Annotated in this window: 16 protein-coding genes and 1 pseudogene; 6 read left to right on the plus strand and 11 right to left on the minus strand. The window is 39.5% G+C overall.

Annotated features, from left to right (window positions below; all coding sequences use genetic code 11):
• Positions 1–167 precede the first annotated feature (167 nt).
• Together ftsH and UABAM_RS04000 are read left to right on the plus strand one after the other, a co-directional pair.
• Positions 168–2,351, plus strand: a complete 2,184-nt coding sequence (ftsH, locus tag UABAM_RS03995) for an ATP-dependent zinc metalloprotease FtsH (protein WP_261343961.1) — start codon at positions 168–170, stop codon at positions 2,349–2,351.
• Positions 2,352–2,486: 135 nt separating this feature from the next.
• Complete coding sequence (locus UABAM_RS04000) at positions 2,487–4,700, plus strand: ankyrin repeat domain-containing protein (RefSeq protein WP_151966707.1); 2,214 nt, start codon at positions 2,487–2,489, stop codon at positions 4,698–4,700.
• Between the two features lie 92 nt (positions 4,701–4,792).
• Here the strand turns inward: UABAM_RS04000 and UABAM_RS04005 are convergent, their stop codons facing one another.
• The 8 genes from UABAM_RS04005 to UABAM_RS04040 form a co-directional block, all read right to left on the minus strand.
• On the minus strand, positions 4,793–5,611 hold the full coding sequence (locus UABAM_RS04005) for a metal ABC transporter permease (protein WP_151966708.1): 819 nt from the start codon (positions 5,609–5,611) through the stop codon (positions 4,793–4,795).
• Between the two features lie 4 nt (positions 5,612–5,615).
• Positions 5,616–6,374: a metal ABC transporter ATP-binding protein gene (locus UABAM_RS04010; RefSeq protein ID WP_151966709.1), complete on the minus strand. Its 759-nt coding sequence runs from the start codon at positions 6,372–6,374 to the stop codon at positions 5,616–5,618.
• Positions 6,375–6,386: 12 nt separating this feature from the next.
• Positions 6,387–7,520, minus strand: a complete 1,134-nt coding sequence (locus UABAM_RS33875) for an ABC transporter ATP-binding protein (protein WP_151966710.1) — start codon at positions 7,518–7,520, stop codon at positions 6,387–6,389.
• Positions 7,521–7,592: 72 nt separating this feature from the next.
• Positions 7,593–9,476 (minus strand): heavy metal translocating P-type ATPase, encoded by a 1,884-nt coding sequence (locus tag UABAM_RS04020; RefSeq protein WP_151966711.1) that lies wholly within the window; start codon positions 9,474–9,476, stop codon positions 7,593–7,595.
• A gap of 1 nt (position 9,477) precedes the next feature.
• A complete protein-coding gene (locus tag UABAM_RS04025) occupies positions 9,478–10,581 on the minus strand; it encodes an SPFH domain-containing protein (RefSeq protein ID WP_151966712.1) in 1,104 nt (367 codons plus the stop codon).
• Entirely contained in the window at positions 10,581–11,861 is a 1,281-nt protein-coding gene (locus UABAM_RS04030; protein ID WP_151966713.1) for a protease modulator HflC, read from the minus strand. Before UABAM_RS04030 ends, UABAM_RS04025 begins: the two co-directional genes overlap by 1 nt.
• A 10-nt stretch (positions 11,862–11,871) precedes the next feature.
• Positions 11,872–13,425, minus strand: a complete 1,554-nt coding sequence (gene hflK / locus UABAM_RS04035; protein ID WP_173013124.1) for a protease modulator HflK — start codon at positions 13,423–13,425, stop codon at positions 11,872–11,874.
• Positions 13,407–13,787, minus strand: a complete 381-nt coding sequence (locus tag UABAM_RS04040; protein WP_151966715.1) for a hypothetical protein — start codon at positions 13,785–13,787, stop codon at positions 13,407–13,409. Before UABAM_RS04040 ends, hflK begins: the two co-directional genes overlap by 19 nt.
• A 1,039-nt stretch (positions 13,788–14,826) precedes the next feature.
• On the opposite strand from UABAM_RS04040, the gene UABAM_RS04045 reads away from it, so the two are divergent.
• A complete protein-coding gene (locus tag UABAM_RS04045; RefSeq protein WP_151966716.1) occupies positions 14,827–16,671 on the plus strand; it encodes an efflux RND transporter periplasmic adaptor subunit in 1,845 nt (614 codons plus the stop codon).
• Positions 16,668–19,943 (plus strand): efflux RND transporter permease subunit, encoded by a 3,276-nt coding sequence (locus UABAM_RS04050; protein ID WP_151966717.1) that lies wholly within the window; start codon positions 16,668–16,670, stop codon positions 19,941–19,943. Before UABAM_RS04045 ends, UABAM_RS04050 begins: the two co-directional genes overlap by 4 nt.
• 5 nt (positions 19,944–19,948) lie before the next feature.
• Here UABAM_RS04050 and rho read toward each other — a convergent pair.
• The 3 genes and pseudogenes from rho to UABAM_RS04065 all read right to left on the minus strand — a co-directional run.
• A pseudogene (rho, locus tag UABAM_RS04055) lies at positions 19,949–21,127 on the minus strand (transcription termination factor Rho); the annotation flags it as partial.
• An 817-nt stretch (positions 21,128–21,944) separates the two neighbouring features.
• Positions 21,945–22,772, minus strand: coding sequence for an inositol monophosphatase family protein (locus tag UABAM_RS04060; protein ID WP_151966719.1), 828 nt, complete (start codon positions 22,770–22,772; stop codon positions 21,945–21,947).
• 81 nt (positions 22,773–22,853) lie between these two features.
• Positions 22,854–24,077: a ComEC/Rec2 family competence protein gene (locus tag UABAM_RS04065; RefSeq protein ID WP_151966720.1), complete on the minus strand. Its 1,224-nt coding sequence runs from the start codon at positions 24,075–24,077 to the stop codon at positions 22,854–22,856.
• A gap of 137 nt (positions 24,078–24,214) precedes the next feature.
• Here UABAM_RS04065 and UABAM_RS04070 point away from each other — a divergent pair, with 137 nt between their 5' ends.
• Together UABAM_RS04070 and UABAM_RS04075 are read left to right on the plus strand one after the other, a co-directional pair.
• Positions 24,215–25,036, plus strand: coding sequence for an aspartate dehydrogenase domain-containing protein (locus UABAM_RS04070; RefSeq protein ID WP_151966721.1), 822 nt, complete (start codon positions 24,215–24,217; stop codon positions 25,034–25,036).
• Positions 25,037–25,084: 48 nt separating this feature from the next.
• Positions 25,085–25,855 (plus strand): class I SAM-dependent methyltransferase, encoded by a 771-nt coding sequence (locus UABAM_RS04075; RefSeq protein WP_151966722.1) that lies wholly within the window; start codon positions 25,085–25,087, stop codon positions 25,853–25,855.
• Positions 25,856–25,881: the final 26 nt, after the last annotated feature.

Below are 25,881 nucleotides of genomic sequence, written 5' to 3' on the forward strand. Positions count from 1 at the left end.
TCAAACACTACTTGTAGAAAAGTAGTATTTGTTATATTACTGGTGTAGGTTGAATAAAATTTCAACTAGCACGGGACATTACAATACTAAATATACCCACTTGCAGATAGTATGCACACGTGTATTTATTACCATAAATTATAATTTAAAGTCAACGGATATGTATTATGCGCCCCACGAACAAAAATGAAAATAGGTTTTCTTTTTTTTACTTTGTGTTACTACTCACGATCATTTTGCTGATTCAAATATTATTTTTTAAACGCAATGTTGATCGTCTGACATATGGCCAATTTAAGCAATATGTACAGCAAGAGCACCGTATTCAAAGATGTATTATCTCGCGAACATCTATACACGGGAAATATATCAAAGACGAAAAACTGTGGAAGCAATTTGTAGAAAAAATCAAAGCAAACCCTGAAATTATCAAAGACGAAAAACTAAAAAAAGAAACCTTCAAAACAATCATTGAAGATAAAAAAGGTATAGGAAAATTTACAACTACGCGCGTTTACGAAGATCCTAAACTCGTGGAACTGCTTGAAAAATATAATGTTAAGTTTGAAGGAGAGATGGAGAACTACTGGGGAGCAATGTTTTTCACTTGGGGACTTCCCATTATTCTCATCATCATATTCTTCATTATACTTATGCGGCGTATGAACAGTTACGGACGCGATGTGATGTCCTTTGGGAAAAGTCGTGCCAAAATTACTGCCGAAGAAGATACCAAAACAACTTTTGAAGAGGTGGCCGGTTGCGATGAGGCCAAAGAAGAACTCAGTGAAATAGTCGCATTTTTAAAGTCTCCCGGAAAATTTGAAGAGCTAGGAGGTAAGATTCCTAAAGGAGCGTTGTTAGTTGGTCCTCCTGGTACAGGTAAAACACTGCTAGCTCGTGCTGTTGCAGGTGAAGCAGGAGTACCGTTCTTTAACATATCGGGATCAGAATTTGTAGAGATGTTTGTTGGTGTGGGGGCTTCCCGAGTGCGTGATTTATTTGCGCAAGCGAAAGCCAAGAGCCCATGTATTATCTTTATCGACGAAATTGATGCTGTTGGTCGTCACCGTGGAGCAGGTCTAGGTGGTGGACATGACGAACGCGAGCAAACTTTGAATCAACTGTTGGCGGAAATGGATGGTTTCGAATCAAGTAAGGGTATTATCATACTTGCTGCAACTAACCGTCCTGATATTTTAGATCCAGCGTTGTTACGTCCTGGACGTTTCGATCGACAGGTTGTCATTGACCAACCCGATGTACGCGGTCGCGAACAAATTCTCAAAATACACTCCAAGGGTAAGCCCTTGGCCGATGAGGTAGATTTGAAGACCTTAGCGAGAAGAACACCCGGTTTTTCAGGAGCTGATTTAGCGAATGTGATGAATGAAGCAGCATTACTTGCCGCAAGAAAAGATAAAACTGAGATCCAACAATCAGATATAGCGGAAGCGGTAGAAAGAGTAATGGCAGGTCCTGAAAGACGTAGCCGTCTTATCTCAGACAAAGAAAAAGAAAATACTGCTGTTCACGAATGCGGACATGGAATTATCGCTGTTCTTCATCCCGATTCGTATTCTGCCGTACACAAGATCACAATTATTCCACGTGGTCGTGCTCTGGGCTATGTATTGCAAATGCCTAACGAAGATAAACTTTCGCAGAGCAAGGAAGAGTTACTGGCAAATATTTGCATGGCTCTTGGTGGAAGAGTTGCGGAAGAGATTGTGTATAATCGCCTGACCACCGGTGCCGCAAACGATTTGCAACAGATTACAAATATTGCACGCTCTATGGTGGCTAAGTACGGAATGAGTGAGGAAATGGGACCTATTGCTTATGAAAAAGATTCGGGTCATGTGTTCCTCGGTAAATCTCAAAATGAACGCAACAGTTATTTTAGCGAAGCGACTTTGAATAAGATAGATGCTGAAGTACAAAAGCTTGTAAATAATTGTTATCAAAAAGCAAAAGATATCCTCACCGAGAATCGTCAAATTTTGGATACGGCAACGAAGATATTGCTTAAGCGTGAGAGTCTCGAAGGCGCTGAGTTTTCGGAGATTGTCCACAAAATTAAAAATGGTGAAAATGTCGATGCCTATTTCGAGGAGCCCGCAAACTCTTCTGCAAAAGAAAAAGTAGCGGAAGCGGAGAAGGCAAAAGCCGAGGCGGAGAAAGCAAAAGCCGAAGCGGAGAAAGCAAAAGCCGAAGCCGAAAAAGCAAAAGCCGAAGCGGAGAAAGCAAAAGCCGAAGCCGAAGCTCAGAAAGCAGAAGTTGAAGCTGGAACAGAGGCAGAAGCTGAGAAAACCGAAGAAAATACAACAGAAAAAGACGACAACGAATAATATTTTTTTATTACAATGAATCGTCTGAAAAAAGAGTGCATCGTCTACAAAGCGATGCACTTTTTTATTTATAGCGAAAACTACGTACGAATTGTGCTTTAAGTACAGGAAAATTTAGTGTTAGAAAGATAGAAAATGAAAAAAATTTTATTACTCTGTGTGTGTGTGACACTTAACATGGTAATGGCAAACGATGATTTTTTAAAAGCGGCAAAAGAAGGTAATATTGCTGCGATGAAAGAAATGATCAAGGCGGGTGTCGATGTCAACTACAGTTCCAAAAAAAGCTCTGGTTATACGGCGATGTCCTACAGTCTACGCGATGGAAATTTAGAAGCCGTGCAATTGCTTATCGACTCAGGTGCAGATGTGAATATGCGTTATTCGTATGGTCTACGCACCTACAGTTTCGCTTTGCACTATGCCTCAAGTGGCAAATCAAAAGTGGAAAACACCAATAAAATAATAGAAGCATTAGTAAAAGCAGGTTTGAAACTGGAAGCAGATGCAGGTGGCGATAGCTTTTTGTTTACTTCGATATCTTTCATCAGCGATAACGATAAGTGTATTGCGGTTGTAGAAAAACTCTTAGAGCTTGGTAACGATGTCAATGCAAAAGATAATCGTAGTAACACCGCTATGATGAAAATTGTCAGTGAAGACGAAGACAAAGCCTTACGTCTCTTAGAGGTTTTTGTGGCAAAAAAAGCAGACATAAATGCGGTTAACAAAGATAAAAATAGTGCTCTAAGTCTGGCTGTATACAAGAAAAAAAAGCAAATTGTCAAATTTCTTCTCGAAAATGGCGCCGATGTGAACCAGGGGTATTCTACGTATAGTGGTACAACAACTCTATTGGCAAAGGCTATTGACAATACGGATACGGAAACAATGGATTTGCTATTTGCTCATAAGGCCGATCTTTCAGCAGATAAAGGAAGAGAAGCATTGAAGGCCGCCATTGGTTGTGCAAGATACGATAAGGACAACATTCCTGCATGCCAAAAAATGCTAAAAATACTGGTGGAAAAAGGTAAGGTCGATATAAATAGTCTTGATAAAGACGGTGAAACGGTGTTGTTCGAGCTAACCGGTGAAGATGCCGAATTGCAAGAAGCGGCAGTGGAAACCTTGGTGTCTTTAGGTATCGATTTGAACAAAAAAAATAATAAAGGCAAAACCGCTCTACTGGCTAGTGTAGACCACTATAATAACGAAAAGGCACTAAATTTAGTCAAGTTGTTACTAAAAAACAAAGCCGATGGCAATGCTGTGGACAAAGAGGGCAATACTCTTTTACTTTCGGCATGCTCTAGCTACAGTGATCGCAAAGTGGATTTTGTTTCCTATCTAGTGAAAAATGGTGCTGACGTGAATAAGGTCAACAATAAGGGGCAAACCGCTTTGCATGTCGCCCTTGATAAAGATAGCCCCAAAACAGTGCAGTTGTTGATAGATGCTGGCGCGTCTCCAGATGTTGAAGGTGCGGAATCACTTCTTTTTAACACTAAAATGGATTTGAAACTATACAAATCACTGGTAGAAAAAAGTAGCAACATCAACGCGCAAAACAAAAAAGGACAAACTCCATTGATAGCGGCTTTGGAATACATCAAGTATACGCCGAAGTTGGCGGATTATGCCACAGCTCTCATCGAAAAAGGTGCTGATGTAAATGTTGCGGATAAAAAGGGTAACACCGCGTTGTCATATGCTTGTCAAGCAGGGAATGTTGCCTTTGCGAAATTATTGATAGAGAAAAACGCGAATGTAAATGTGAGTGATGCGGAGAACAATTCTTTGGTCATACAAGCTGCGGATGGCGAAAGTCTGGAACTTGTTAAACTACTCGTGGAAAAAGGCGCCGATGTCAATGCCAAAAACAAATACGGTGGATCTGCTCTTTCCGAAGCGGGTGGTAACAATGATTTACCAATGATTAAGTACTTAGTCGAAAAAGGCGCTGATGTCGAGGTTGTCGACGGTTATGGAAGAACACCTCTTATCCATGCGGCACGTAAAAACAATGCCGAAACTGTGGCGTTTTTATTGGAAAACGGTGTAAAAAAATTGGATGTCGCAGGAATGGGTGGTAAAACGGCATTGCACTATGCTGCCTACGAGGAGTCGGTGAAGAATATCTCTTTGCTATTGGAAAAAGGTGCGAACCCGAATATCCAAGACGATTATGGGAATACCGCTTTGCATCTAGCCATATATGCAAAAAAAGAAGAGTTGGTAAAACCATTCTTGAAGGCAAACGTTGACCTGACACTCAAAAACAAAAAAGGTCAGACGGTAGTTGATATTGCCAAAGGTAAAATCTTAGAGTTGTTGCAAAGTAAGTAGAATTTTCTGTATGAAGAGAATTCTTTGATGTGACAAAAAACACAGAGGTCGCAGAGTGTTTTACTTTTGCGATCTCTGTGTTGCATAAAAAATTACGCTTTTGTACGTAGCCACTGTATCATCCAAGAAACCACTAAGATCATCCCCATAAGGGCAATGACCATTTGTCCGGGAGGGTAGTTGTAGTGATTGGCAAAAATTAAACCGCAGACAACGCTTATTACAGCGACAATAGGTGACACAATAAACATATACGAGAGTCGCTGACATAGTGTTTTTGCTATTTGCGCTGGCAGTACCACGCATCCAAAAGTATACAACATTCCTGAAGAACACATCGCCATACCAATGGAAAATCCCAAAAATAAAGAAATGTACCACCCCCAGAGGACAATGGGTATACCAACGGCCGCGGCCATAATGGGGTCCATTACAAATAGGCGTAGTTTGTCGTTGAAGATCAGGCAAACCGCAGCAACAAACACCGATATGATCGCAAATACCACCACTTCGAAAATGCCACTGCCAATAATACTAGAGGCTACAGATGCTTGAATCTGCTTGATTCCTTGAGGATGATTGGAGAGAAGGAGTACCGACAAGCTCGCCGAGACTAAAAATACCCAGGCACTAAACTCTTCGCGGTTACTTCCTCCGCGCTTATCTTTGCGTCCTGAGACCACTGCGGCAAGAATGGAAAGAACAACAGCACAGATCATTGGTTGCTGTAAGTTAAGAAGTATGTCAATGGCTAGACCTAAAGTCGCTGCTTGAGAAATCGCTGCCGTAAGAAATATTTGTTCTCTATTGACTACAAGAATACCAATGATACTTAAAAAAATAGCCATGAATAGTGCAGATAAATACGTTTCAAAAAACAAAGGAAACGATGTGATAAATTCTTGTAGCATCCATTTATTCCTTACTCTTTAGCGTGCGATAAAAGGGAAACTCTACAGCAATACCAAAAGTTTTTTCTAGATTTTCGCTATTAAAAACTTCTTCTTTAACTCCGGCAATGACTTTTTGATCGTGGAACATCGCTACGTGGGAGGCTAGTTCCTGACAGATATTCAAGTCATGAGTCACAAAAATGACCGTAATCTTCTTGTCGCGGTTTAAATCAGTGATTGTTTGTAGCAATTCATGTGCGGCGCGAAAATCGAGACCAGAAGTGGGCTCATCGACGATCATGAGGAGTGGGTCGCGAATAAGTGCTCGTGCAATCATCGCGCGCTGGCGTTGTCCCCCGGAAACATTCCAAATACTGCTGTTTTTGATATGCTTTATTCCCATAATTTCCATTACCTTAAGAGTACGTTTGTGGCGGACACTCTTTTTGAATGGAATTCCAGCTAGTCCACAGGCCACAAATTCTTCAAGGGTTGTGGAGACCGACTTGTTTAGTTCACTTTCTTGTGGAACAAAGCCAATTCTTGTTCTACGTGCGAAATCTTTACGCAGAACAACAACACCACGTAATGTTTTGATGGCACCGAGAATAGACTTGATCAGGCTGGTTTTGCCGCTTCCGTTTGATCCAATGAAGCACCAAAAATCTCCCGAATGTATTTCCATATTTACATCTTGGAGAATCACCTTTTTACCGTAGCCAATATTGGCTTTTTCCGCGACAATAATTGGTGTTTCTTGTTGGGCTTGTTCTTTTTCCAACTAATTCTCCTTTTATTTTTTCTTGTTTGTCAGACTTTCAATTAAACTTTGGTCGACTTCTTTCTTGGGTTCTTGTTGTTGTTTTTGTTCAGGTGCTGGAGCCTCTTTCTTTAGTAGATCTTCTACCTTGACTTCCGGAGCCTTTTCTTCGACAACAGGTTCAGGTTTTTCCTCTGGTTCGTTTGTCTTAACAAGTTGTTCGAGTATATTTTCTTGACCTTTTGTGTCTTTTTTCGCTTCGCTGACGAATTCTTTTAGCTCGCGTTTTGATTTCTGCTGTTCCATGTGTTCTTCGCGTGCTTTTTCAATTTGCTGGAGGAAAAAGGTTTCGAGACGTTGCCTTTTATTTCCGAAGTTGTAGACTTCCAGACCCTCTTTTGCAAACCAGCTTGCAAGTCTTTTTTGACGATCGGCATCCATTTTTTCACTGGTAACTTGCATCATGTCTTCGTTTGCTAAGAGAGTATCTATGTCTCCTTCACAGATTTTGTGACCGCTATACAAAATGCAAAAACGATCGCAGACGTCTTCCACATCCGAAAGCAAATGACTACACAGCAAAATAGTTTTACCGTGTTTTTTGAGTTCCAGTATCAAATCTTTGATTTCACGCGTACCAAGTGGGTCTAGTCCCGATGTTGGCTCGTCGAGAATGATAAATTCAGGATCATTTATCAGAGCTTGTGCGATACCAATACGTCGCGCCATACCTTTGGAGTATTCTTTAATAAAACGTTTGCGCGCTTTTTCCAGGCCGACCATTTCAATTAAATCGTTTACGCGTTTTTTACGTATTTTCGGCGGTAAATTAAATAGTTTTGCGTAAAACGTTAAGGCTTCTTCCGCATTTTGATAGGGATACAAATAACTTTCTTCGGGTAAAAAGCCCAAACGACTTTTGCTAAAAATACTGCGCGGTGATTGGTTGAAAATGGTCACCTTGCCATGCGAGGGGAATAACAGTCCGAGAAGTAACTTGATCGTTGTAGTTTTACCAGCGCCATTAGGACCTAAAAGGCCGAAAATTTCACCTTGACGTACATCAAAATTTAGATTGGTCACGGCGCGAACTTTTTCTCTCCCCCAAAAATCTTTGTATACTTTGTGGAGTTTTATTACCTCTACAATTTTTTTTGCATTGCTCATCGCAATCTCCATAATTGTAAATTTATATGTTGTAGACATCATTTGCATACTACGAACGATGTCTACGGTAAACTACATGAGTTCTTCACCAAACCTCACTAATCGTGCACTATTGAATACGATCACTAAAGCACCAATATTATGTAAAATGGCGCCCCAAATAGGTGTTAGTAAACCAAAGCCAGAAAGAGTGAGACCAACTATAATAAAAAATATACCAAAGAATAAATTTTCATTAATAATCAATTTTGTTTTTCGTGCCAATTTAATCAAAAAAGGTAGGCGGTCTAAACGGTCATTGAGCAACGCAATTGATGCACTGTTGATCGCAATATCATTTTGCGCTGCGGCCATCGCAATTCCGATATTACCTGCGGCAAGAGCGGGAGCGTCGTTTACACCATCACCAACTACTGCCACACGGCTACCTTGTTGCTTGATTTTCTCCACCAGTTGTTGCTTGGTTTCGGGAAGACATTCCGCATGAACGTTTGTACAGCCTAGTTCTTTTCCTACTTTGCGCGCAACAGGCCAGCGGTCACCCGTTAACATGGTAATTTCTTTGCAACCAAGGCTTTTTAAATCTTTGGTAGTGGAAAATGCTTCTTCACGCGTGGTATCTTCTAAGCCAATCCATCCAACACACTCTTTATTTTGTGCAATGTACAAGACACTGTATTCGGCATTTTCCATATCCTCGGGAAGAAGTTTTGAAAAATCGCACCCTTCTTCGCGTAGCCAACTTTCGCGTCCAATTAAAATATGCTTTTGTTCAATATAACCACTCATACCTTTACCAGCGGTTTCGTGTACTTCTGGCAAGTCTATTAGTTCAATATTTGCTTTTTTTGCCATCGTAACAACGGCTTTTGCAACAGGGTGATTACTGTATTGCTCTAAAGAAGCCGCTAGAGATAGCAAGTTAGAAGCTTCGATTTCTGGAGCGGGAGACAATCTCGTTACCGCAAGATTTCCAGTGGTTAGGGTTCCCGTCTTGTCAAATACAATACTATTGAGTTGCGCCGCTTCTTCGAGATATTTGACATCTTTAATGAGAATACCCAGTCGTGCCGCACAGGATATTGCCGCAACAAGAGCTGTGGGCGTTGCAAGTACCAGCGCAGACGGGCATGTTACTACTAGTGCGGTGATCGCACGTTCTATTTCTTGTGAAAAATACAAAATGAGAGCGGCGAGCATAATGATTGTTGGCGTATACCAACTAACGTGTTTGTCGATAATTTGCATGATCGGCGTTTTTGTCTTTTCCGCTTCGAGAATAAGTTGTTTCACACGACCCAGAGTCGTATCTTCACCGACTTTTGTTACTTTGATTTCTAACATACCTGTGGCGTTCGTTGTACCAGCAAAAACTTCGCTATCTATCATTTTGTCTACAGGTAGGGATTCCCCCGTGATTTTTGCCTGTTCAACGACACTTTGCCCTTTGACGACAATACCGTCTGCGGGAATGTTTTCCCCCGGACGTACACGTACAATGTCACCTTTTTTCAGTGCAGAGACCACAACGCGCTGTTCACTACCAGAAGAAATGAGTGTTGCTTCGTTTGGCGCAAGACGTATCAAGCTCTCAATAGCATCGCGTGCCCCCAATGCCGTTCGCGTTTGCAGTGCGTCAGCAACAAGCATAAAAAAGGCGACAATACCAGCTGTTTGATACATTTCCAGAGCCACAGATGAGAGTATGGCTATGGAGGCAAGCTCCGTTACTTTCATTTGTCCTGTCGTGATGGAACGAATGGATTGAATAATAACCGGGGCACCAAGTACAATCGCTCCAAAAAATGCCGATAGTGCTGCAATTTCCGCTGAAGTTTTAAACATCATTTCCAGAAAGAAAGAATTTATTATAAGAGCCCCTCCTAGAAATGTAGCAAACAACCGCAACATTACACGTTGCTGTTGTTGTTGGTGTTGGTGTTGGGCAACAGCCATCTCAATTTTCCTCCTTTTCAAGGATATCGGGTTCTTGTCCTTCCGGAGCACTAAATTTTTTCAATTCCGGGTCGCGATTTAAACGAATGCGTAACTCGCGATTCTCTGCAGAACTAGACAAAATAAACAACTCATTTATTTCCGCTGCAATTTCTTGTAAAACTTGATGGTAATAAGTTTGTTGGTAGATCTCAGGAGTATTTTTAAAACGGTTTTTGATAAGCTGTAGATATTTGACGTCGCTTTGGGCGCTTTGTACTATATTCGATTTGAAAGTGTTTGCTTTGTTTATAATTTCTTTTGCTGAGGCTTCCGCTTCGTTTTTTATCCTTGTCGCATAACCAATGGCCATTTCTAAGTCCTTGAGCTTTTGCGCCTCAGCTTTAATCACCGAATCAAAAGCGTCTTGAACGCCTAGTGGCGGTATGATGCGTAGAGATAAGGCTGTTATTTGTAAGCCAGAGCGAGCTCTATTGAGACGTTGCTGTGCATTTACGCGAACAAAACGGATTACTTCATCGGTTTTTTGACGCGCTTCGTTTACTGTAAAGGAAGCAACGGCTTTAACAGTAGCTCCTAGAATTATATTGTGGAGTAGTTGCTTTGGATTTTTGTTAAACATAACATAATCATAAGCATTATCGACTTTATAGCGTATCTGTAGTTTTTCAACATGAACTATATTGGCGTCACTAGTAAGACAATAGCCATCTTTTTCAGGATCGAGATTGCCTTTTGCACGACTGCGACGCTTTTCTTCGGAAACATCAGGATCTTCATAATACCAAAAGTCTTCCAAAGTGAGTGAGTGATCCCTTTTGTCAACGCGAATAATTTTGCTTATGGGAAACGGAAACGTCCAATGAGGACCTGGTTGTTTTTCTTTTGCTCCCTGCGCACCGACAATATCGCCAAATCGCATTACAAGAGCTACTTCATGCTGGTTGACGATAAATACCCCAGAGCCAATAAAAATAAATATCAGCAGTAACATAATTCCTTTTAGAATCTTAAAACTGAGATTTAAAGCTTCCGCAAGAGATTGATCCGCAAGCTCGTTGACATAACTAAGCTCTTCTGAGTTGCTATGTGGTTCTTGAGACATTATTTATTCTCCTTCGTCTTCTCTTGCGATGGATCTGGAGTGTCATCTTTTTTCGCTTGATTTTCGTCTTGTGTTGCAGACGCTTTGTCACTATTCGCGGACTCTTCTACTGGTTTTTCATCTGTGTTGTTATTCTCCGACGTTTCCGTGGGTTTTTCTTGTGCCGACTCTTCCTGTGTAGACTCATCCTTTGTCGATTCATCTACGTTCTTTTCTGTTGATGTATCTGTGGTCGATGAGGCTTTTGTGTCTGCATTTTCAGATGTTGCGGTAGATTCGTCGTTTTGTTCCTCAGAGTTGTTTGTATTCTCTGGCGTGTTATTTATATTTTCATTTTCAGAAAAAACACTGTTAATACTTGAGTTTTGAAGTAGATCGAATGGTTGTGTACTTGGATCTAAGAGAAGGGTACTGCGATTTGCCTTGAGAATGTTACGTAGCGATTCCAATTTACGCAACCAAATGGCCAATTTTTTGTCCTTGGCGAATGTTTTATACTCATCGGCGATTTGCGCAAATGCTTCACCTTCTATCTCTTTGGCACGCGCCTCAGCAACAATGATTTTTTCCTGACGGAAAGCATCTGCTTGGTTGCGCTTAATTTTCGATTCTTTCGCTCCTTGTGAACGGTACTCTTCGGCAAGGCGGTTTCGTTCTTCTTTCATACGATTGGCAACTTCTTTGGTGGTACTCTCAGGAAGTACTAAGCGACGAAAGCCAAACTCTTTTACCTCAAAGCCAAACTCTATCACGTCTTGATTTACTTTTTGGCGAATTTTTTCTTCAATATCTTCGAGGAATGATTTTCCCTTGGAGCTAGAAATAATTTGATAAAAAGAATATTTGGCAATGACAGTGTATGTGTGTGAACGGATAAACGATTCTAAGTGACTTTTTGCTCTACTTTCGTTTACACTGCGAATTTGATATTTTGATGCATCATCGATTTGCCAGCCGGTATATGTTTGTAGAATAATACTTTTGCTGTCGGAAGTGAATATTTGTTCCAGTGTACCTGTAAAAATGCGCATACGTGCATCGAATACATTGACTTTTTGAAAAGGGTATGGCCATTTCCAATAAAGTCCTGCCCCAGAGTCCGTACTTGGATCAATCACTTTCGTGGGTTTTCCAAAAGTGGTGACTACGGCCTTTTCTGTGATACGCACTTGAAAGGTAAAAAAGTAGAAAAGTAAAGTAACCGCGATAATAATAGCAACGATTATGGTAACCACATTTGGTTTATTTTGTGTATTTTCATTTTTGTTTTCGTTCGTCATTGTTTATACCTCAGTTTCCCTCTATACCATGGTCATGATCGTTTTCTTCATTTTCAACAGGTATTTTGTAGTCCACGATTTTCATACCAGAATCTTCTAAATTTAAACTATCCACTTGACGTTTGGTATTCTTCACATTACTGATGATCAAGCGGCGGTTTTTCATGTTTTTCTCTAGAGTTCGTAGATACTGTCTGAGTAAAAACACTTCAGGGCTTTCTTTGTAAGCTTTGAGTGTATTATCAAACATATTCGCCTTTGCTGTGGTTATTTTTACCTTTTCCAGTTGACGTACTTTGGCTTTGAGAAGTATTTCTGCCACACTCGCTTCCACTTGCTTTTCGACTTTGGCTGCGTATGTTTCTGCCGCCATGATTTTGGTTTCTTTTGCCTCTAGAGCTGAAATAACATCTTCAAAATCACGCGCGACATATTGCGGAGGATGTGCTTCTAGAAGTTGACAGGATAAAATTTCGACACCCACTTCTTTCTTTTCACATTCTTTTTGCAGTGTTTTTTTGAGAAAAATAGAGGTCGCTTCACGTTTTTCCCCGATTAATTCTGAAATTTCTGCGGAAGCAAAGAAGCGTGTCATGACTTTATTTGCCAAGCTGTCAATCAATATCTCTGGATTTTGATGGTTGTATGTATATTTTTTGAGATCGTTAATCACATAGACAACCGAGGCTCTCGCCACCATCAAATTGACAATGAGGTTTTGGTCTCCTTGTTGTGGACCAATTACCAGGAACACATCTTCGTCGGCATGATGCTTCTTGGCAAAAATTCGTGCGGTGTGGATTTTGTCACCATACTCATCATATTTTTCAATAAGGGGTAGTTCTGGGTCTCCGAATTGACCAACAATGATGTTGTGGACTTTTTCTTTGTCTACGTGAATGGCACTTTCCACAGGCCACGGCCATTTTACGTGAAATCCTGGTGAATAAATACGATTAAGTGTTCCAAATCTTTCGACAATAACTTGTTCGCTCGGCCCCACAAATATGATGCAATTGAGTATATATAGAGAAAAAATTTGAAAGAGAAGTAGAGGGGCGATTGCTTTTTCCATGAATTGGTAGAACCACGTTTCCGAAACTTTGAAGCCAAATTGGTAATCAAACATCTGCGCAATCGTGTTGAGTACTCCCTTTGAGCCAGACGAAATTTCTAGTAAACGACTATCGAAAGGAACTCGTGTTTCTTCGTTACTAACACGTGGTCGATAAAAATCCAGAAGTAGGTTAAACAGTATTTCGATGCCAATTAAACCCATAATGGTAAGAATACCATACGCCACGTACAAGTCTATATTTTCAAAGCCTGTATGCGACATTGTAACGGCAACGCAACAAAGAAAAGATGTCGCGGCGTTGACAAAAAGATAGCTACCTCCCGCACGTAGAATACGCAGGTTTTTTCGCTGTGCCATTCCCAGAGTATATTTTGCAATGAGAAGTGAAAAGAATGCAAATCCGCCGAGAAACGCAGCACTTAGGGGTGCTTGCTTTACGGTTGTCCTTACGCCTTGTATGATGTCATTTAGGTTATATGCCGCCAAAAAATAAAGATAACCGCTATGACGAAAGAAGCTATGGGAATGACCCATGTTTGGAAAGTTTTTAAGCGGTTTCTCGCCGATAGAGGATCTAATTGATCGGCTTCGTCAAAAATAGAATTATTATTGTCTGTAACATATTCTTTTTCTGCTTGTTCTTCCTCTTCCGCTAGTCTCTCTTGCCGTATAGACAAGTAACTAAGCAACCATATGGCAATACCCATCATATAGAAAACGCTTTGTGTGCGAATAGAGATAGATTCCCAATATGATATGGAGAAAGTTAAGATAAAAAATAAGAATTGCAGAAAACACGCAAAGAAAGCAATATTTTCTGCTTTTTTCATCGCAACGTTGTCATTCATATTTATTTCCCGGTTTGAGAATTATAAAAGTTCAAAGGAATAACTGAAAATTGAACGTGTAACCATGGTGTTCAACCTTCTCAAAATGTTTTATTACTTCACCATTTTGCAGAGCAAGACGAAACCTTGAATCAAATAGTTTTGAATGACCAGACTAACAACTCGCTGTTATTTTGTGTAAATGAAATTACTTCCAAGAACAGCTGAGATTATTACTTACGGTCAAAATTGCAAAGCCATTTTGTTATGTAGTTCCAAATAACCACTAATTTGTGGGGAAATGCCACTGTCTTGTGGATCTCATTACAAGGTTTTGTGTGAGATATACTTCTGTGGATTTATCGTTAACTACAAGTGTGGTATATTCAATGAACGGACGTTTACGTTATCGAAGAATAGTTTCACGTGGTATCTAAAAATCGATATTGTGTTTGATTACGCATTTGCCGAAATGTCATTGCTGTTTTATTCAAGGAATGATGTTGAAGTGCTAATTGGGGATTAAGTAGAGTGTGGACATTTTTTGTTGTAGGTTGCGTAAGATGAGTTTTACAACCTAAACAGTAAATATAATAAGATAATATTGCATGGAAACTACATACAACAAGCGTTGTGCACAACACCAACAGCCCAAACTGAAAGACAACTTCTTGTGAAAAGTCGAGCATGATCACTTTTTTCCCTGAATAATACCAAAATAGTAAAGTAATATGTTCATTAAAATAAGAAAATGAATCGCTATTGTCAATGTTTTTTAGGGATAGGTGCGAAATAAATTGGTCAATTTAACATGCAAAATTTGTATGGGTGACGGCGAAAGCTTTACAAGATGCAGAATGATAACGTCAAGATATTCTTTTCGAAGGCAAAATAATGGCCGATAAAGTATTTGCTTCCTGTTTTTTGGGGTCTTGCGTAAGTTTTTTTGCTTTACAAAAGCTAAATTTTGTAATTATAATACTCAGAACTAAATACATAAATGGATAAGCTCCGTAATTGCTAAAATCCACATAACACAAGGTAAGTAAAAGGACACAATATGAGGTTTCGTGGGAAAATTTATTTTACACTATTACTGGTGGCTCTACTACTACTTAGTTCTTGTAGTGAACCTCCTCGAGCATCAAGAAAAGGAAAACGCTTTATTCCGGTACAAACAACTACAGTGAAAGAGTATAGTTTGGCACGTAAAGCACGTTTGACAGGTACTATGTTACCGTGGAAAACAGAGGAATTGCGTTTCCAAGTTTCCGGACGCTTAGTGAAATTACATGTTCGCAGCCCTGGAAAAATGGTACAAGGAGAGCTGAAAGACGAAAATGGAAAATTAATTCATCGTGGTGAAATTATTGCAGAACTGGATAAAGAGCCGTATTTACTAGCTTTAGAAGAGGCTGAAAACCAGCAACGCGCTGCGGAAACCAAGCTGAAAGCAGCAGAAAAATCACTGATTGTATCCGACGAAACAATCAAAGCTGCACAAGCGCGCGTAGACGCGACGACAACCGAAATTCAAAAGATTTTTCCTTTGGATCTTAAAATGGCGCAGGAACAACGAAAATTGGCAGAGGATGAATACAAACTTACCGAAAAAGCATATTCAAAACAAGATACGACAAACTCGCGCATCTTACAAAGTCGTACACAAATGCTGGTGGCGCAAATCCAAGAAGAGAAGTTGAAGCTTGCTAAAACCTTGAAGCAGAAAGAGCTACGTACATACCAAGGAGATTTATCAAAAGCCAGGGTCGAAAAAGATTTACGGTTAGCGGAAATAGATATATATAAAGCGCAGTTATTGCATGCAAAAGCGGCGGTAAAACGCGCGAAAAAATCCTTAGATAAATGCGACTTGCGTGCTCCTTTTGATGGTGTTATTGCGGGGATTAATGTGAACCCTGGTATTCTCGTTTCTCCGGCGACTTCGATTTTTAACTTAGCGATGATGGACCCGATGCGTATAGACGTGTCGGTATCCTTTAAGAAACTTCGCGATTTCCAAGTAGGAGAAGAAGTCTCCATATACACATTGGAAAACTACAACGCGTATCAAAAACCAGAAAAAGGTATTTTGTATTATCTAAATACGGCTGCAGATCCGTCTACTAGAACTTTCCTTGCTGTTTTTGCTGCGAGAAACTACCAAAAAGATGAAATCGTCTTGGATCAAAAAGCGGAAGCATATAAACGTTTTAGCAACTTTAGTAGCTTAATATATAAGAATCCCAAGGGGGGTGGAAAACTCTATGTGGATACGCGATGCGTATTAAAAGACGCTAAGGGCAACTACGTTTGGAAGTTAGAAGGGGGTAACCCTGTTGCCACGGCAAGAAAGATATACATCAAGTTAGGTAAAGACGTTGCCAATGTCGTTACATGGATTTTTCGTTCGTTAGAAAAAAGTAATGGTCTTCGCGAAAATGATGTGTTACTCGTGGGAAACCAAGAGGACTTTGTTAAACTGAAAGATGGTGACTTTGTTGTACGTCAGCAAAGCGAATGGGTATTTCGTCCTCGACAACTTGTTACAATAGAATATGCAAGTGAGCTTCCACGTGGAATATATCTGCCTGCCGATGCTATTATCAAATCACAAGGCGAAGCCACACAATCCTATTATGTTTTTGTCGTGGCAAACGAAAAAGAAGAAAATGGTAAAAACGTCGGGGAAGCGGTAAGGCGCAATGTCATAAAAACTAAAGTAGAAGATGTATGGAAAATAGAGGATGGTTTAAAACCAGGAGAGAAGGTTATTATTTACGGTGGGTATCGTATAAATAATTTGTATAGACCGCTGAATAGAAACATACCGATCAATATTATCAAAGAAATTGATATCAACCACTTAGTGGAAGGTTACGCGTTAAAAGGATCAACTCGATGAATATACCACGTTTTTCTTTACGATACAAAACCATTACTCTCACAGCTACTTTTTTTGCGTTATTATGGGGACTCACGGTTTACGATACCATACCGCGTAATGAAAACCCAGTTATCATAATACGCACTTGTTTAGTCACCGTTCCTTGGCCAGGAGCTAGTGCCGAAAAAGTTGAGCAACATATAACAAAGCCTATTGAAAGAGCGGTGAGTAAAATTAACTCCGTCTCGCGTATTTATTCGGAGTCGCGTATAGGGGTTGCGGTCATATACGTAGACGTTGATCAACGTATAAAAGATCCAAAACCCATTTTCGCTGAAGTCACAAAGAGTATTCGCGAAATTACTCATTTATTACCACGAGACGCGTATCCTCCTATCGTAAAGTCCGATTTTACGGAATTATCGGTAATGCTTTTTGCTTTGTACTCAACGAGCCCTGGAAAAGAAGGGAACTATCAACGTCTGCGCAAATATGCCAAAGAAATTGAGCGATATTTAAGTAATGTTCCCATGATCGGAAAATTCACAACAACAGGTATACAAAACGAAGTCGTGAATTTGGAAGTTTCCTCTGGGGAGTGGAGCAAGATGGACATCAGTGTCACTGAGTTGTCATTGGCTCTCAACCAGAAAAATATTGTGGCCCCGGGGGGGAGTTTAGACACCGGACAGCAGCGCTATATTGTAGGTCTCAGCGGAGAGTTTGAAACCACCAAACAAATTGAACAAGTGGTGATAAGGACAGTTCAAGACAAAGCGCCAACGTATCTTCCTGATTTGGGAATAAAAGTAACGCGCAGGTTTGCCGACCCAAAGAGTTTATATTGTCGGTTTACTGAAGACAGTTTTATCGGCGAAGAGTGTCTTATCATTGGTTTCAATATGAAAAAAGGTGGGAACATCGTTGCCTTAGGTCAACGCGTTCGCGAAAAATTACAAGAATTTTTGGACAAAGATATTCTTCCCGAGGATATTAAGCTCACCATTGCTTCCGACCAACCAATTCACGTAGAAGAAGCGTTAGAAAATTTTACGTCGAGTTTGGTACAAGGGATTGTCGTTGTTGTTATTGTTGGTTTTTTGATGATTGGTTTCCGCATAGCTCTCGTTATGGCAATGTCGATCCCGATTGTAATGATTATCTCTATTGGGATTTTTCGGTTGTTTGGCGTGGAACTTGAAGATGTATCTGTCGCTGCTTTGATCGTTTCGTTGGGGCTTCTCGTGGACAATGCCATTGAGGTTTCGGAAAATATTCACCGTTTTCTTTCCGAAGGCAAAAGTCGCTTCGAATCTGCGTGGCGCGGGGCAAGTGAAATGTCACTACCTGTTCTAGCCGCTACTCTAACGACGGTTGCCGCTTTTTTACCGATGCTCACCATACCTGGAAACGAAGGTGAATATGTGTATGGTTTACCTGTTGTTGTGAGTACAACACTTCTCGTTAGCTGGCTTGTCGCGATGAGTGTTACTACAATTCTTGGCTATTGGATTTTGCGTCCAGCGGTAGTCCAAGGTGGTATACTGGCATTTTTTGTACGTTGTTGGATTTCTATTGTCGCTTTCCTGACGCGAATTCGTACTGGCCAAGGGCAACTATTTTCTTTTAGTAAACGTTTATTTGGTTGGATTATAGGTCGCAATACAATGACAGGTGGCGACGGCGGTGGCCATCATGATCACGACCAGGAAGGAATTGTGAAGACACGCTATACCAAATTATTGCGTTTGTGTCTCAATCATCGCTACATAACTTTGACTTTTGGTTTTGGAATGTGCGTTCTCAGTATTACGCTAATGTCGATGGTGGGAAGTCAATTTTTTCCGATGGCACTTCGCGATCAGTTTATTGTAGACATCACTGTTCCAGAAGGAGCTTCTACAGAAAGAACACATCGCACATGTGAAAAAGTAGAAAATATTATCAAAAGCCTTTCCCATACCAACATTAAAGGCGAAAAAGTAAAACGTTTGAAAAATATGATTAGTTTTGTGGGAGGAAGTGCACCGCGCTTTTACCTAATGTTTGAGCCTGGTCCTGAACTACATAATGTGGCCCAAATACTTGTGAACACGACGGAGGCTGTATATACGGATAGTTACGTCGCGGAGTTGCGTGAACTTGTCGATGAACAAGTAAGTGATGCACGTATTATTGTTCGTAAACTCAATATGGGAACAAGTGCAGGTGCTCCTGTTTCACTGCGCTTAGTTGGTGAAGATCCCCAAAAAATTTATGCTTATGAAAAGGAAGTGGCAGCACTGTTATTTTCGCACCCTCATATTACCCTTTTGTATAATGATTGGGGAAATCCTGTATACCAAGTCAATGTCAACGTAAACACTGAACTTGCTAATATGTCGGGGGTAACCAACCAAAATGTTGCAGAGACAATGAATACATTTCTCGACGGCCAATATTTGACGACGTTTCGCGAGGGAGATACGAACATACCTGTGTTTTTGCGCCTACCAGCAAAAGAAAGAGAACATCTCCACTCTATCAATGATTTTTATATACGTGGCAACAATGGAGTGGTTCCCATCGAAGGTATTTCGCAAAACAAGGTAACATGGGAAACAAGTACTATTGTTCACTATCACCAACGCCGCACTTTGACAATATACGCTTTTGTACGTGCGCGTACTCTTCCCAATGGTATTGTAACGGATATAATGCCACGGCTCGATGAAATCAACGCACGCATGAAAAAAGACGGCTGCCATTTAGAAATCGGTGGCGAGTGGGAAGAAACTCTAAAAAGTGAAGAAAACTTCAATGTTGCTTTTAGCATATCTTTTATATTGATTATTTTTATCTTAGTATGTCAGTACAGTGGTTTTGCAAAAACCTTTATGATTTTACTTACGCTACCGATGGCTTTTGCCGGAAGCATGATCGGCCTAATTATTACTGGATGGCCGCTTAATTTTATGTCACAACTAGGTATGATTTCTCTAGCTGGTATGGTTCTCAACGATGCGATTGTTCTCATCGATTTTATTGATCGTCAGCTTAAAGAATCTGATTTACCAGTAAAGGAAGCTCTTGTGAAAGCCGGTCGTATGCGCATGATACCAATTTTGCTGACTACTTTTACAACTGCCGGTGGATTACTACCATTGTCTTTCTGGGGCGGTCCTCTGTGGACACCAATGGCCAATGTTGTAATTTTCGGACTTATGACAGCAACACTACTTACATTATTATTAATACCGACGGTTTACTTGGTTCTTCACCAAGATTTTAAGATTAAAATGGTTAAATAATCGCATTATGATATTTTACGGGTTAAAGAAAATTGCTTCAATAGTGCTTCATTATTAGGTGTTTTCTTTAGCCCTTTTATTAAGTATTCCATCGCTTCGCGACTTTTCATATCGTTTAAAATACGACGTAAAGCCCAAATTTCTTGGATATTTTCTTTTCCAAGTAAAAGTTCTTCACCACGTGTACCACTCTTTAGTAAATCAATGGCAGGAAATATTTTGCGGTCAGCTAGTTTACGGCTCAAGTATAACTCCATGTTACCTGTTCCTTTAAACTCTTCGAAAATAACATCGTCCATGCGACTTCCCGTTTCGATAAGCGCTGTGGCAATAATGGTTAAACTTCCACCGTCTTCGATATTGCGTGCTGCACCAAAAAGCTTTTTCGGTTTTTGAATGGCATTGGCGTCCATACCACCACTTAATGTTCTTCCACTTGGAGTACTTTCTGTATTGTATGCGCGACCAAGTCTTGTTAGCGAGTCGAGAAGCACAACAACATCTTTTCCTTCTTCAACCATTCTTTTGGCTTTTTCTAGTACGATTTCTGCGACTTGAATGTGGTTGTTCGCCGATTCGTCAAATGTACAACTAATGACTTCGCCTTGAATGCATCTACGCATATCAGTTACTTCCTCTGGGCGTTCATCAATTAAAAGAACGATGAGTGCAGTTTCAGGATGATTTGTCGAAATGCTTTTTGCTAAGGTTTTTAGAAGAACTGTCTTTCCTACGCGTGGTGGAGCAACAATTAAACCTCTCTGTCCTTTACCAAAAGGAATAAGCATATCGATTACCCGTGGTGCTACGTCATCATGTCCTTGTATTTCAAGACGGATTTGCTCATCCGGGTATATGGGGGTAAGAGTATCAAAGGTTTGTAGTTTGGTGAAGGTTTCTGCTGGTCCGCCATTTACAGACTCTACTTTTGCAAGAGCGCGGTATTTTTCGCTACCTTTTGCTGCACGAACTTGACCGTTAATGGTAACTCCGGTGCGTAGTTTAAATTTGGATATTTGTGCGGGAGAAATGTAGATATCTTCTTTCGATGGTAGGTAGTTGTGTTTTTGTGAGCGTAAAAAACCAAATCCATCAGGTAAAATCTCTAAAACACCTTCTCCACTTGTTGTCACTGTATTGGTATTTCGTCGGTTATTATTTTTCTTTTTGTTTGTATAATTTCGTTTATTATTTTGCATTTTTTTCCCCTAATTGAAAAATAGCAGAATTCTCAACATTGTAGGTAATTTTTGATGGATTACGGAATGTCTTAATTTACTTTTATACATTTTGTTTTGGAAAATGTATAAAATCACTACTGGACTCTACATCTAAATAACAATCAAACAATTAAAAGTGAAGACATGCCCTAAAATAGATTTTTGGTGAAAAGTGAAATGGTAATTTGGGTATGTGTTTCTGGATGGATAAAACCTCATATCCTGTGATTATAAATTCTATGTTTTTAAGTCAATGTTTTTCTATCCATGTTTTTAATCGGAGTTTTGTTGTTGTAAATGAAACGTAGTGAATTAAAAGTTTGTTAGTACAATGTTTTGTTTTAAAGGGTTTTGATGTTATCTGAATTTATTTAGGGTATCAACATAGGATTTGTTTAAATGTCTAGGCACTTTTAGTGATAGAATTTAACACATTAGTTTTGCAAGTGCTAGAGAGCGGAATGTATGATACACCTAGTAACATACTGAAAGTTCTATTGCAAGATTTGAATTAAGTAAAAACGGTAATAAAAAAAAATTGTTTACCTAATACATAGGTAAACAATGCAGGAATGAATACTACATAATAAGGGATTGTATTAAGAGTATTTTTGAAAGTCTAGATAAGGAGATAACATAAGTGAATTTTTATATTCAGTTAAGTTATTCTTAATTTAAGAACATTATAGCACTACCTTTTTTTGTTCGCAACTAAAAAATAAATTTTTTGTAACTTTTTATTATTTCGAGTATTTCAAGGGTAAATATTACGGCGTTAGCATTAGACATTGAACTCATAATTCGCTAGACATTTTAATAGTGCTTTATGAACTTTCTTGTTACAACTAGCGATAATTCCACCTTTATGTTCCACTGGACTCACATTTTCTCCTTGAAAGTTAGTGACACATCCTCCCATGTTGCGAATCAGTGTAACACCGGCGCATAGGTCCCATGCTTTGACTGTTTTATCGTTTGTGGTAATAAAACAGGTGTGAGATCCTTTGGCAACACAAGCCAGCGAGTAAGCAATAGATCCTCCTTGGGTAATTAATTTGGCAATGCGATATTCTTTCCACAAATCGATAAGAGAATAAATCAATTTTGTTTGCGAGCGAGGAATATGATAGTTCACGACAGCTCTTTTCAACGATTGATAATTGGTGAAAGGTAAATGTCGTCTATTTAGAGTTGCGACCTTACCCAATGAAGTTTGATACATTGCTTTTGTAAATGGATGGTAAATTGTTGCGCTAATACACTGTGAGTTTTTTAACAAAGCGACTTGTATGCACATGGTAATTTCTTGATTTACGTATGACCATGTACCATCAATGGGGTCTAAAACCCATAGAAAAGGACTTTTTGTCCTAAAATTAATTTTGCCAAATTCTTCACTGAGTATTTTGTGTTGGGGAAAATGATTTTGTATCGCTTCAACAATTATTTGTTCTGCGATTTTATCTCCTGCAGTTACAGGAGAATCATCTTTCTTAAAGGATGTCAAGAAGCCTTTTTGCTGTTGCAGTTTTAATACTTCCTTTGCTGCTAAACGTACAGCATCGCGACTAACTTTGAGGGCTTGACGTATTAAATCTTTGTCGGTCAAATGTAATCCTAGCTAAAAAAATAAAGAAAGTAAACAGAAACGTTTACTTTCTTTATAGAATAACAAATATCTAAGACGTAATTATTTAGTGGTTTCTAATTCTTCTCCTGTGAGTGGAGAGATATACGCATGCTTTTTCGTACAGGTTAGGTAGGAATTTTTGCTATTGCCAACCCATTCCAAATCGCCTGTTTTACTTCGTAAGCGGGTTTGTATATCAATCTTGATATTCTTATATCCAGGATTTCTAGGAATTTTCAACACAACGTCATTGTAGTATTTGACTTTTCCTTGCCAGTAAGAAGAACCACTTTCTGGTAGATAGGTGTAAAAAATACGCGAGTTTACATCTTCTAAAACATCAATGGTTTCTTTGTTTGGTATTTGTGTTCCCGAAAAGGATCTCAAAGCAGATTGTATGACGGAAATGGTTGGTCTTGAAAAATCTGCAAATGTTTTATTGGTGCTATGTCTACTGCCGTGATGATTTACCTTGAGAGCACAGAAATGAAAATATTTATCCTCTGGCCAAGTTTTGAAATAATCAACGATGAGTGATTCAATATCAAGATATGCAGGATCTTTTCCGCCCAAATCACCACTTGTAAAGTATTTGAATCCTTCAAATTGCAATAAGAATCCATACGAGTAATCATTTTCCGAATGCGCTTCATTTTCGCGATCTATGTAGTATTTGGCTCCATAACGTTTGTATACCTTTACGTTGCTGGTCACGCATGTCATGGTCATTTTTGTTTTGACTTTTTTGGTGAGTTGAAATAAATCGACACCCAAATCAATGTTTTCGCGTGGAAATTCAGCTGCTTTTTTTAGAAAATCATCAAGGGAAGCACCACGAGTAAGCTCATCTACTGGATCGTTTTCAAAGTAAGGGTCCCCTATCGAGGTGTCGTAGCAACAGTCATATATGATAAAAGGAGCAATGCCGTGGGTCTTTTTTCCTTTATCAATGACTTTCCCGACTGTCCAATTTTTTTCCTGACAAAGAGTCAAAATTTCTGGCGCTCCGCCATAGTGGTCGGAATGAAGGTGCGAAACAACTAAGCAATCAAGACGTTTATACTTACTACCGAACAGTTCTTCCATACGTCGAAAAATGGCACGGCCTTTGCCACTACTGTTTCCCGCATCGATGAGGATTGTACTATATTGTCCATCACTGTGCTTGGCAACAATAAGTGTTCCATCTCCCTGACCTATTCCAAAATGATGGATTTCCAGACTTTCGGCACTTACGAATGCGAAAGTAACCACCATAAAAAATATAGCCGTGTATTTTTTCATAAAAAAACCTTCCACAAACAGTGAAAAAATTTACACATTTATGTAATAATGTTGAATGCTATTGCACATTTTTATTTATTATAGGTTATTCGCATTCATATGTAAAATATTATTCACATTTTATTGGGGAACTGAATATGGAAGAAACACCGCGAAAAGTAGGAATTGTCGGTTATGGTAATTTAGGAAAATACTTGGTGGAAAATATGGACGACTCGTTTGAACTTAGCTTTGTATATAATCGAGATACGTCAAAAATAAAGGGTGTTGATGGTGAGAAGGTATTACAAAACCTCGATGATTTTACAAATTATGATGTTGACTTGATTGTTGAAGTTGCGCACCCTGAAATTAGCAAAAAATACGCAACACGTTTTTTACAACACGCCGACTACATGCCGGGTTCTCCTACCGCATTTGCCGATAAAGAGTTAGAAAGCAAGGTATTAGATTTCGTGGAAAAGGACGAATCACATGCGATGTATGTTCCTAGAGGGGCTATGTGGTATTTAGATTGTATTCTACAACTTGTGGCAAATAACAAACTCAAAAAAATGAATGTGACGATGAAGAAACATCCTTTGAGCATACACTACTATGGCCCCTTAGAGATACCGCTTGCGGAAATAACAAAAGAAACCACTATTTACTCTGGAAGTGTGCGACAGGTTTGCTCCTATGCTCCAAATAACGTCAATACTATGGCAGTTGCTGCATTGGCTTCGCAACTAGGAATGGATAATGTAACTGCACAATTAGTGGTAGATCCGCAACTGGAGTCGCATATTATTGAAGTGGAGCTTTATGGGGCGGGTGAAGGGCAAGATTGTTATGTAGAAAAAGCACAACGCTATAACCCGGCGAAAAAAGGAGCCGTTACTGGCAGCGCCACGTATTTATCTTTTTTGAACAGTATGAAACGTGCGCATGGACATAAAAACGGTTTACATTTTTGTTAAAAAACATATAGCACCTAACTATCGTTTACATTTTTTGCTAGGAAAAGTATGGATCAGAATATTTGGGCAAAACCTCGGGATATTGTTAATATAGAAGATTGTTTGTTTTACCATACAATGGATATACCTGGACATGGTTTGGTCAAAGGTATGTGGGATTTAAGAGGAAAAGAGAAGGATTACTTTGCCAATGTTGATTTTGCAGATAAAAATGTACTAGAACTTGGTACGGCAAGTGGTCATCTTTGTTTTGCAATGGAAAAGATGGGGGCCCGTGTGACCGCTTATGACTTGTCTAGCAAGCAACCATGGGATATTGTTCCTTATGCGGATTACGATTATGAGCAACATATAAAAAATCGCAAAAAGCATATTGAAAAACTCAACAACGGATACTGGTTAGCCCACAAAGCGAACAATTCGCAGGCGAAAGTTGTTTATGGTACGGTATATGACATCCCTGAGAATATAGGTACATTCGATATATGCACTTTTGGAGCGATTCTCTTACATTTAAGAGATCCTTTTCTCGCTTTGCAAAATGTGACAAAACATGTGCAAGAAACAGTAATTGTCACCGAAGGCGTCATCAGTAAAATGATGTCTGTAGCACAGTGGATTACTGGGGCGAATTTAATTCGTTTTTTACCAAACGCTAAGAAATTGCAACCTTACGAAACATGGTGGAATTTATCTCCACAGTTAATCGCGGAATATTTGCGTATATTAGGTTTTCCTGACATACATGTTACCTACCACTCTCAACTTTATAATGGTAAAAAAAATAAAATGTATACTGTTGTGGGGCACCGAAGGTAGTCATGTAGGGTGAGAACAGAAATTTT

Source organism: Candidatus Uabimicrobium amorphum (assembly GCF_009002475.1).
Classification (GTDB): domain Bacteria; phylum Planctomycetota; class Uabimicrobiia; order Uabimicrobiales; family Uabimicrobiaceae; genus Uabimicrobium; species Uabimicrobium amorphum.

Bases quoted from the DNA above. Each gene is read 5' to 3' on its own strand.
- ftsH (WP_261343961.1), top strand. From the start codon at position 168: ATGCGCCCCACGAACAAAAATGAAAATAGGTTTTCTTTTTTTTACTTT.
- UABAM_RS04000 (WP_151966707.1), top strand. From the start codon at position 2,487: ATGAAAAAAATTTTATTACTCTGTGTGTGTGTGACACTTAACATGGTA.
- UABAM_RS04005 (WP_151966708.1), bottom strand. From the start codon at position 5,611: ATGCTACAAGAATTTATCACATCGTTTCCTTTGTTTTTTGAAACGTAT.
- UABAM_RS33875 (WP_151966710.1), bottom strand. From the start codon at position 7,520: ATGAGCAATGCAAAAAAAATTGTAGAGGTAATAAAACTCCACAAAGTA.
- UABAM_RS04020 (WP_151966711.1), bottom strand. From the start codon at position 9,476: ATGGCTGTTGCCCAACACCAACACCAACAACAACAGCAACGTGTAATG.
- UABAM_RS04025 (WP_151966712.1), bottom strand. From the start codon at position 10,581: ATGTCTCAAGAACCACATAGCAACTCAGAAGAGCTTAGTTATGTCAAC.
- UABAM_RS04030 (WP_151966713.1), bottom strand. From the start codon at position 11,861: ATGACGAACGAAAACAAAAATGAAAATACACAAAATAAACCAAATGTG.
- UABAM_RS04040 (WP_151966715.1), bottom strand. From the start codon at position 13,787: ATGAATGACAACGTTGCGATGAAAAAAGCAGAAAATATTGCTTTCTTT.
- UABAM_RS04045 (WP_151966716.1), top strand. From the start codon at position 14,827: ATGAGGTTTCGTGGGAAAATTTATTTTACACTATTACTGGTGGCTCTA.
- UABAM_RS04050 (WP_151966717.1), top strand. From the start codon at position 16,668: ATGAATATACCACGTTTTTCTTTACGATACAAAACCATTACTCTCACA.
- UABAM_RS04065 (WP_151966720.1), bottom strand. From the start codon at position 24,077: ATGAAAAAATACACGGCTATATTTTTTATGGTGGTTACTTTCGCATTC.
- UABAM_RS04070 (WP_151966721.1), top strand. From the start codon at position 24,215: ATGGAAGAAACACCGCGAAAAGTAGGAATTGTCGGTTATGGTAATTTA.
- UABAM_RS04075 (WP_151966722.1), top strand. From the start codon at position 25,085: ATGGATCAGAATATTTGGGCAAAACCTCGGGATATTGTTAATATAGAA.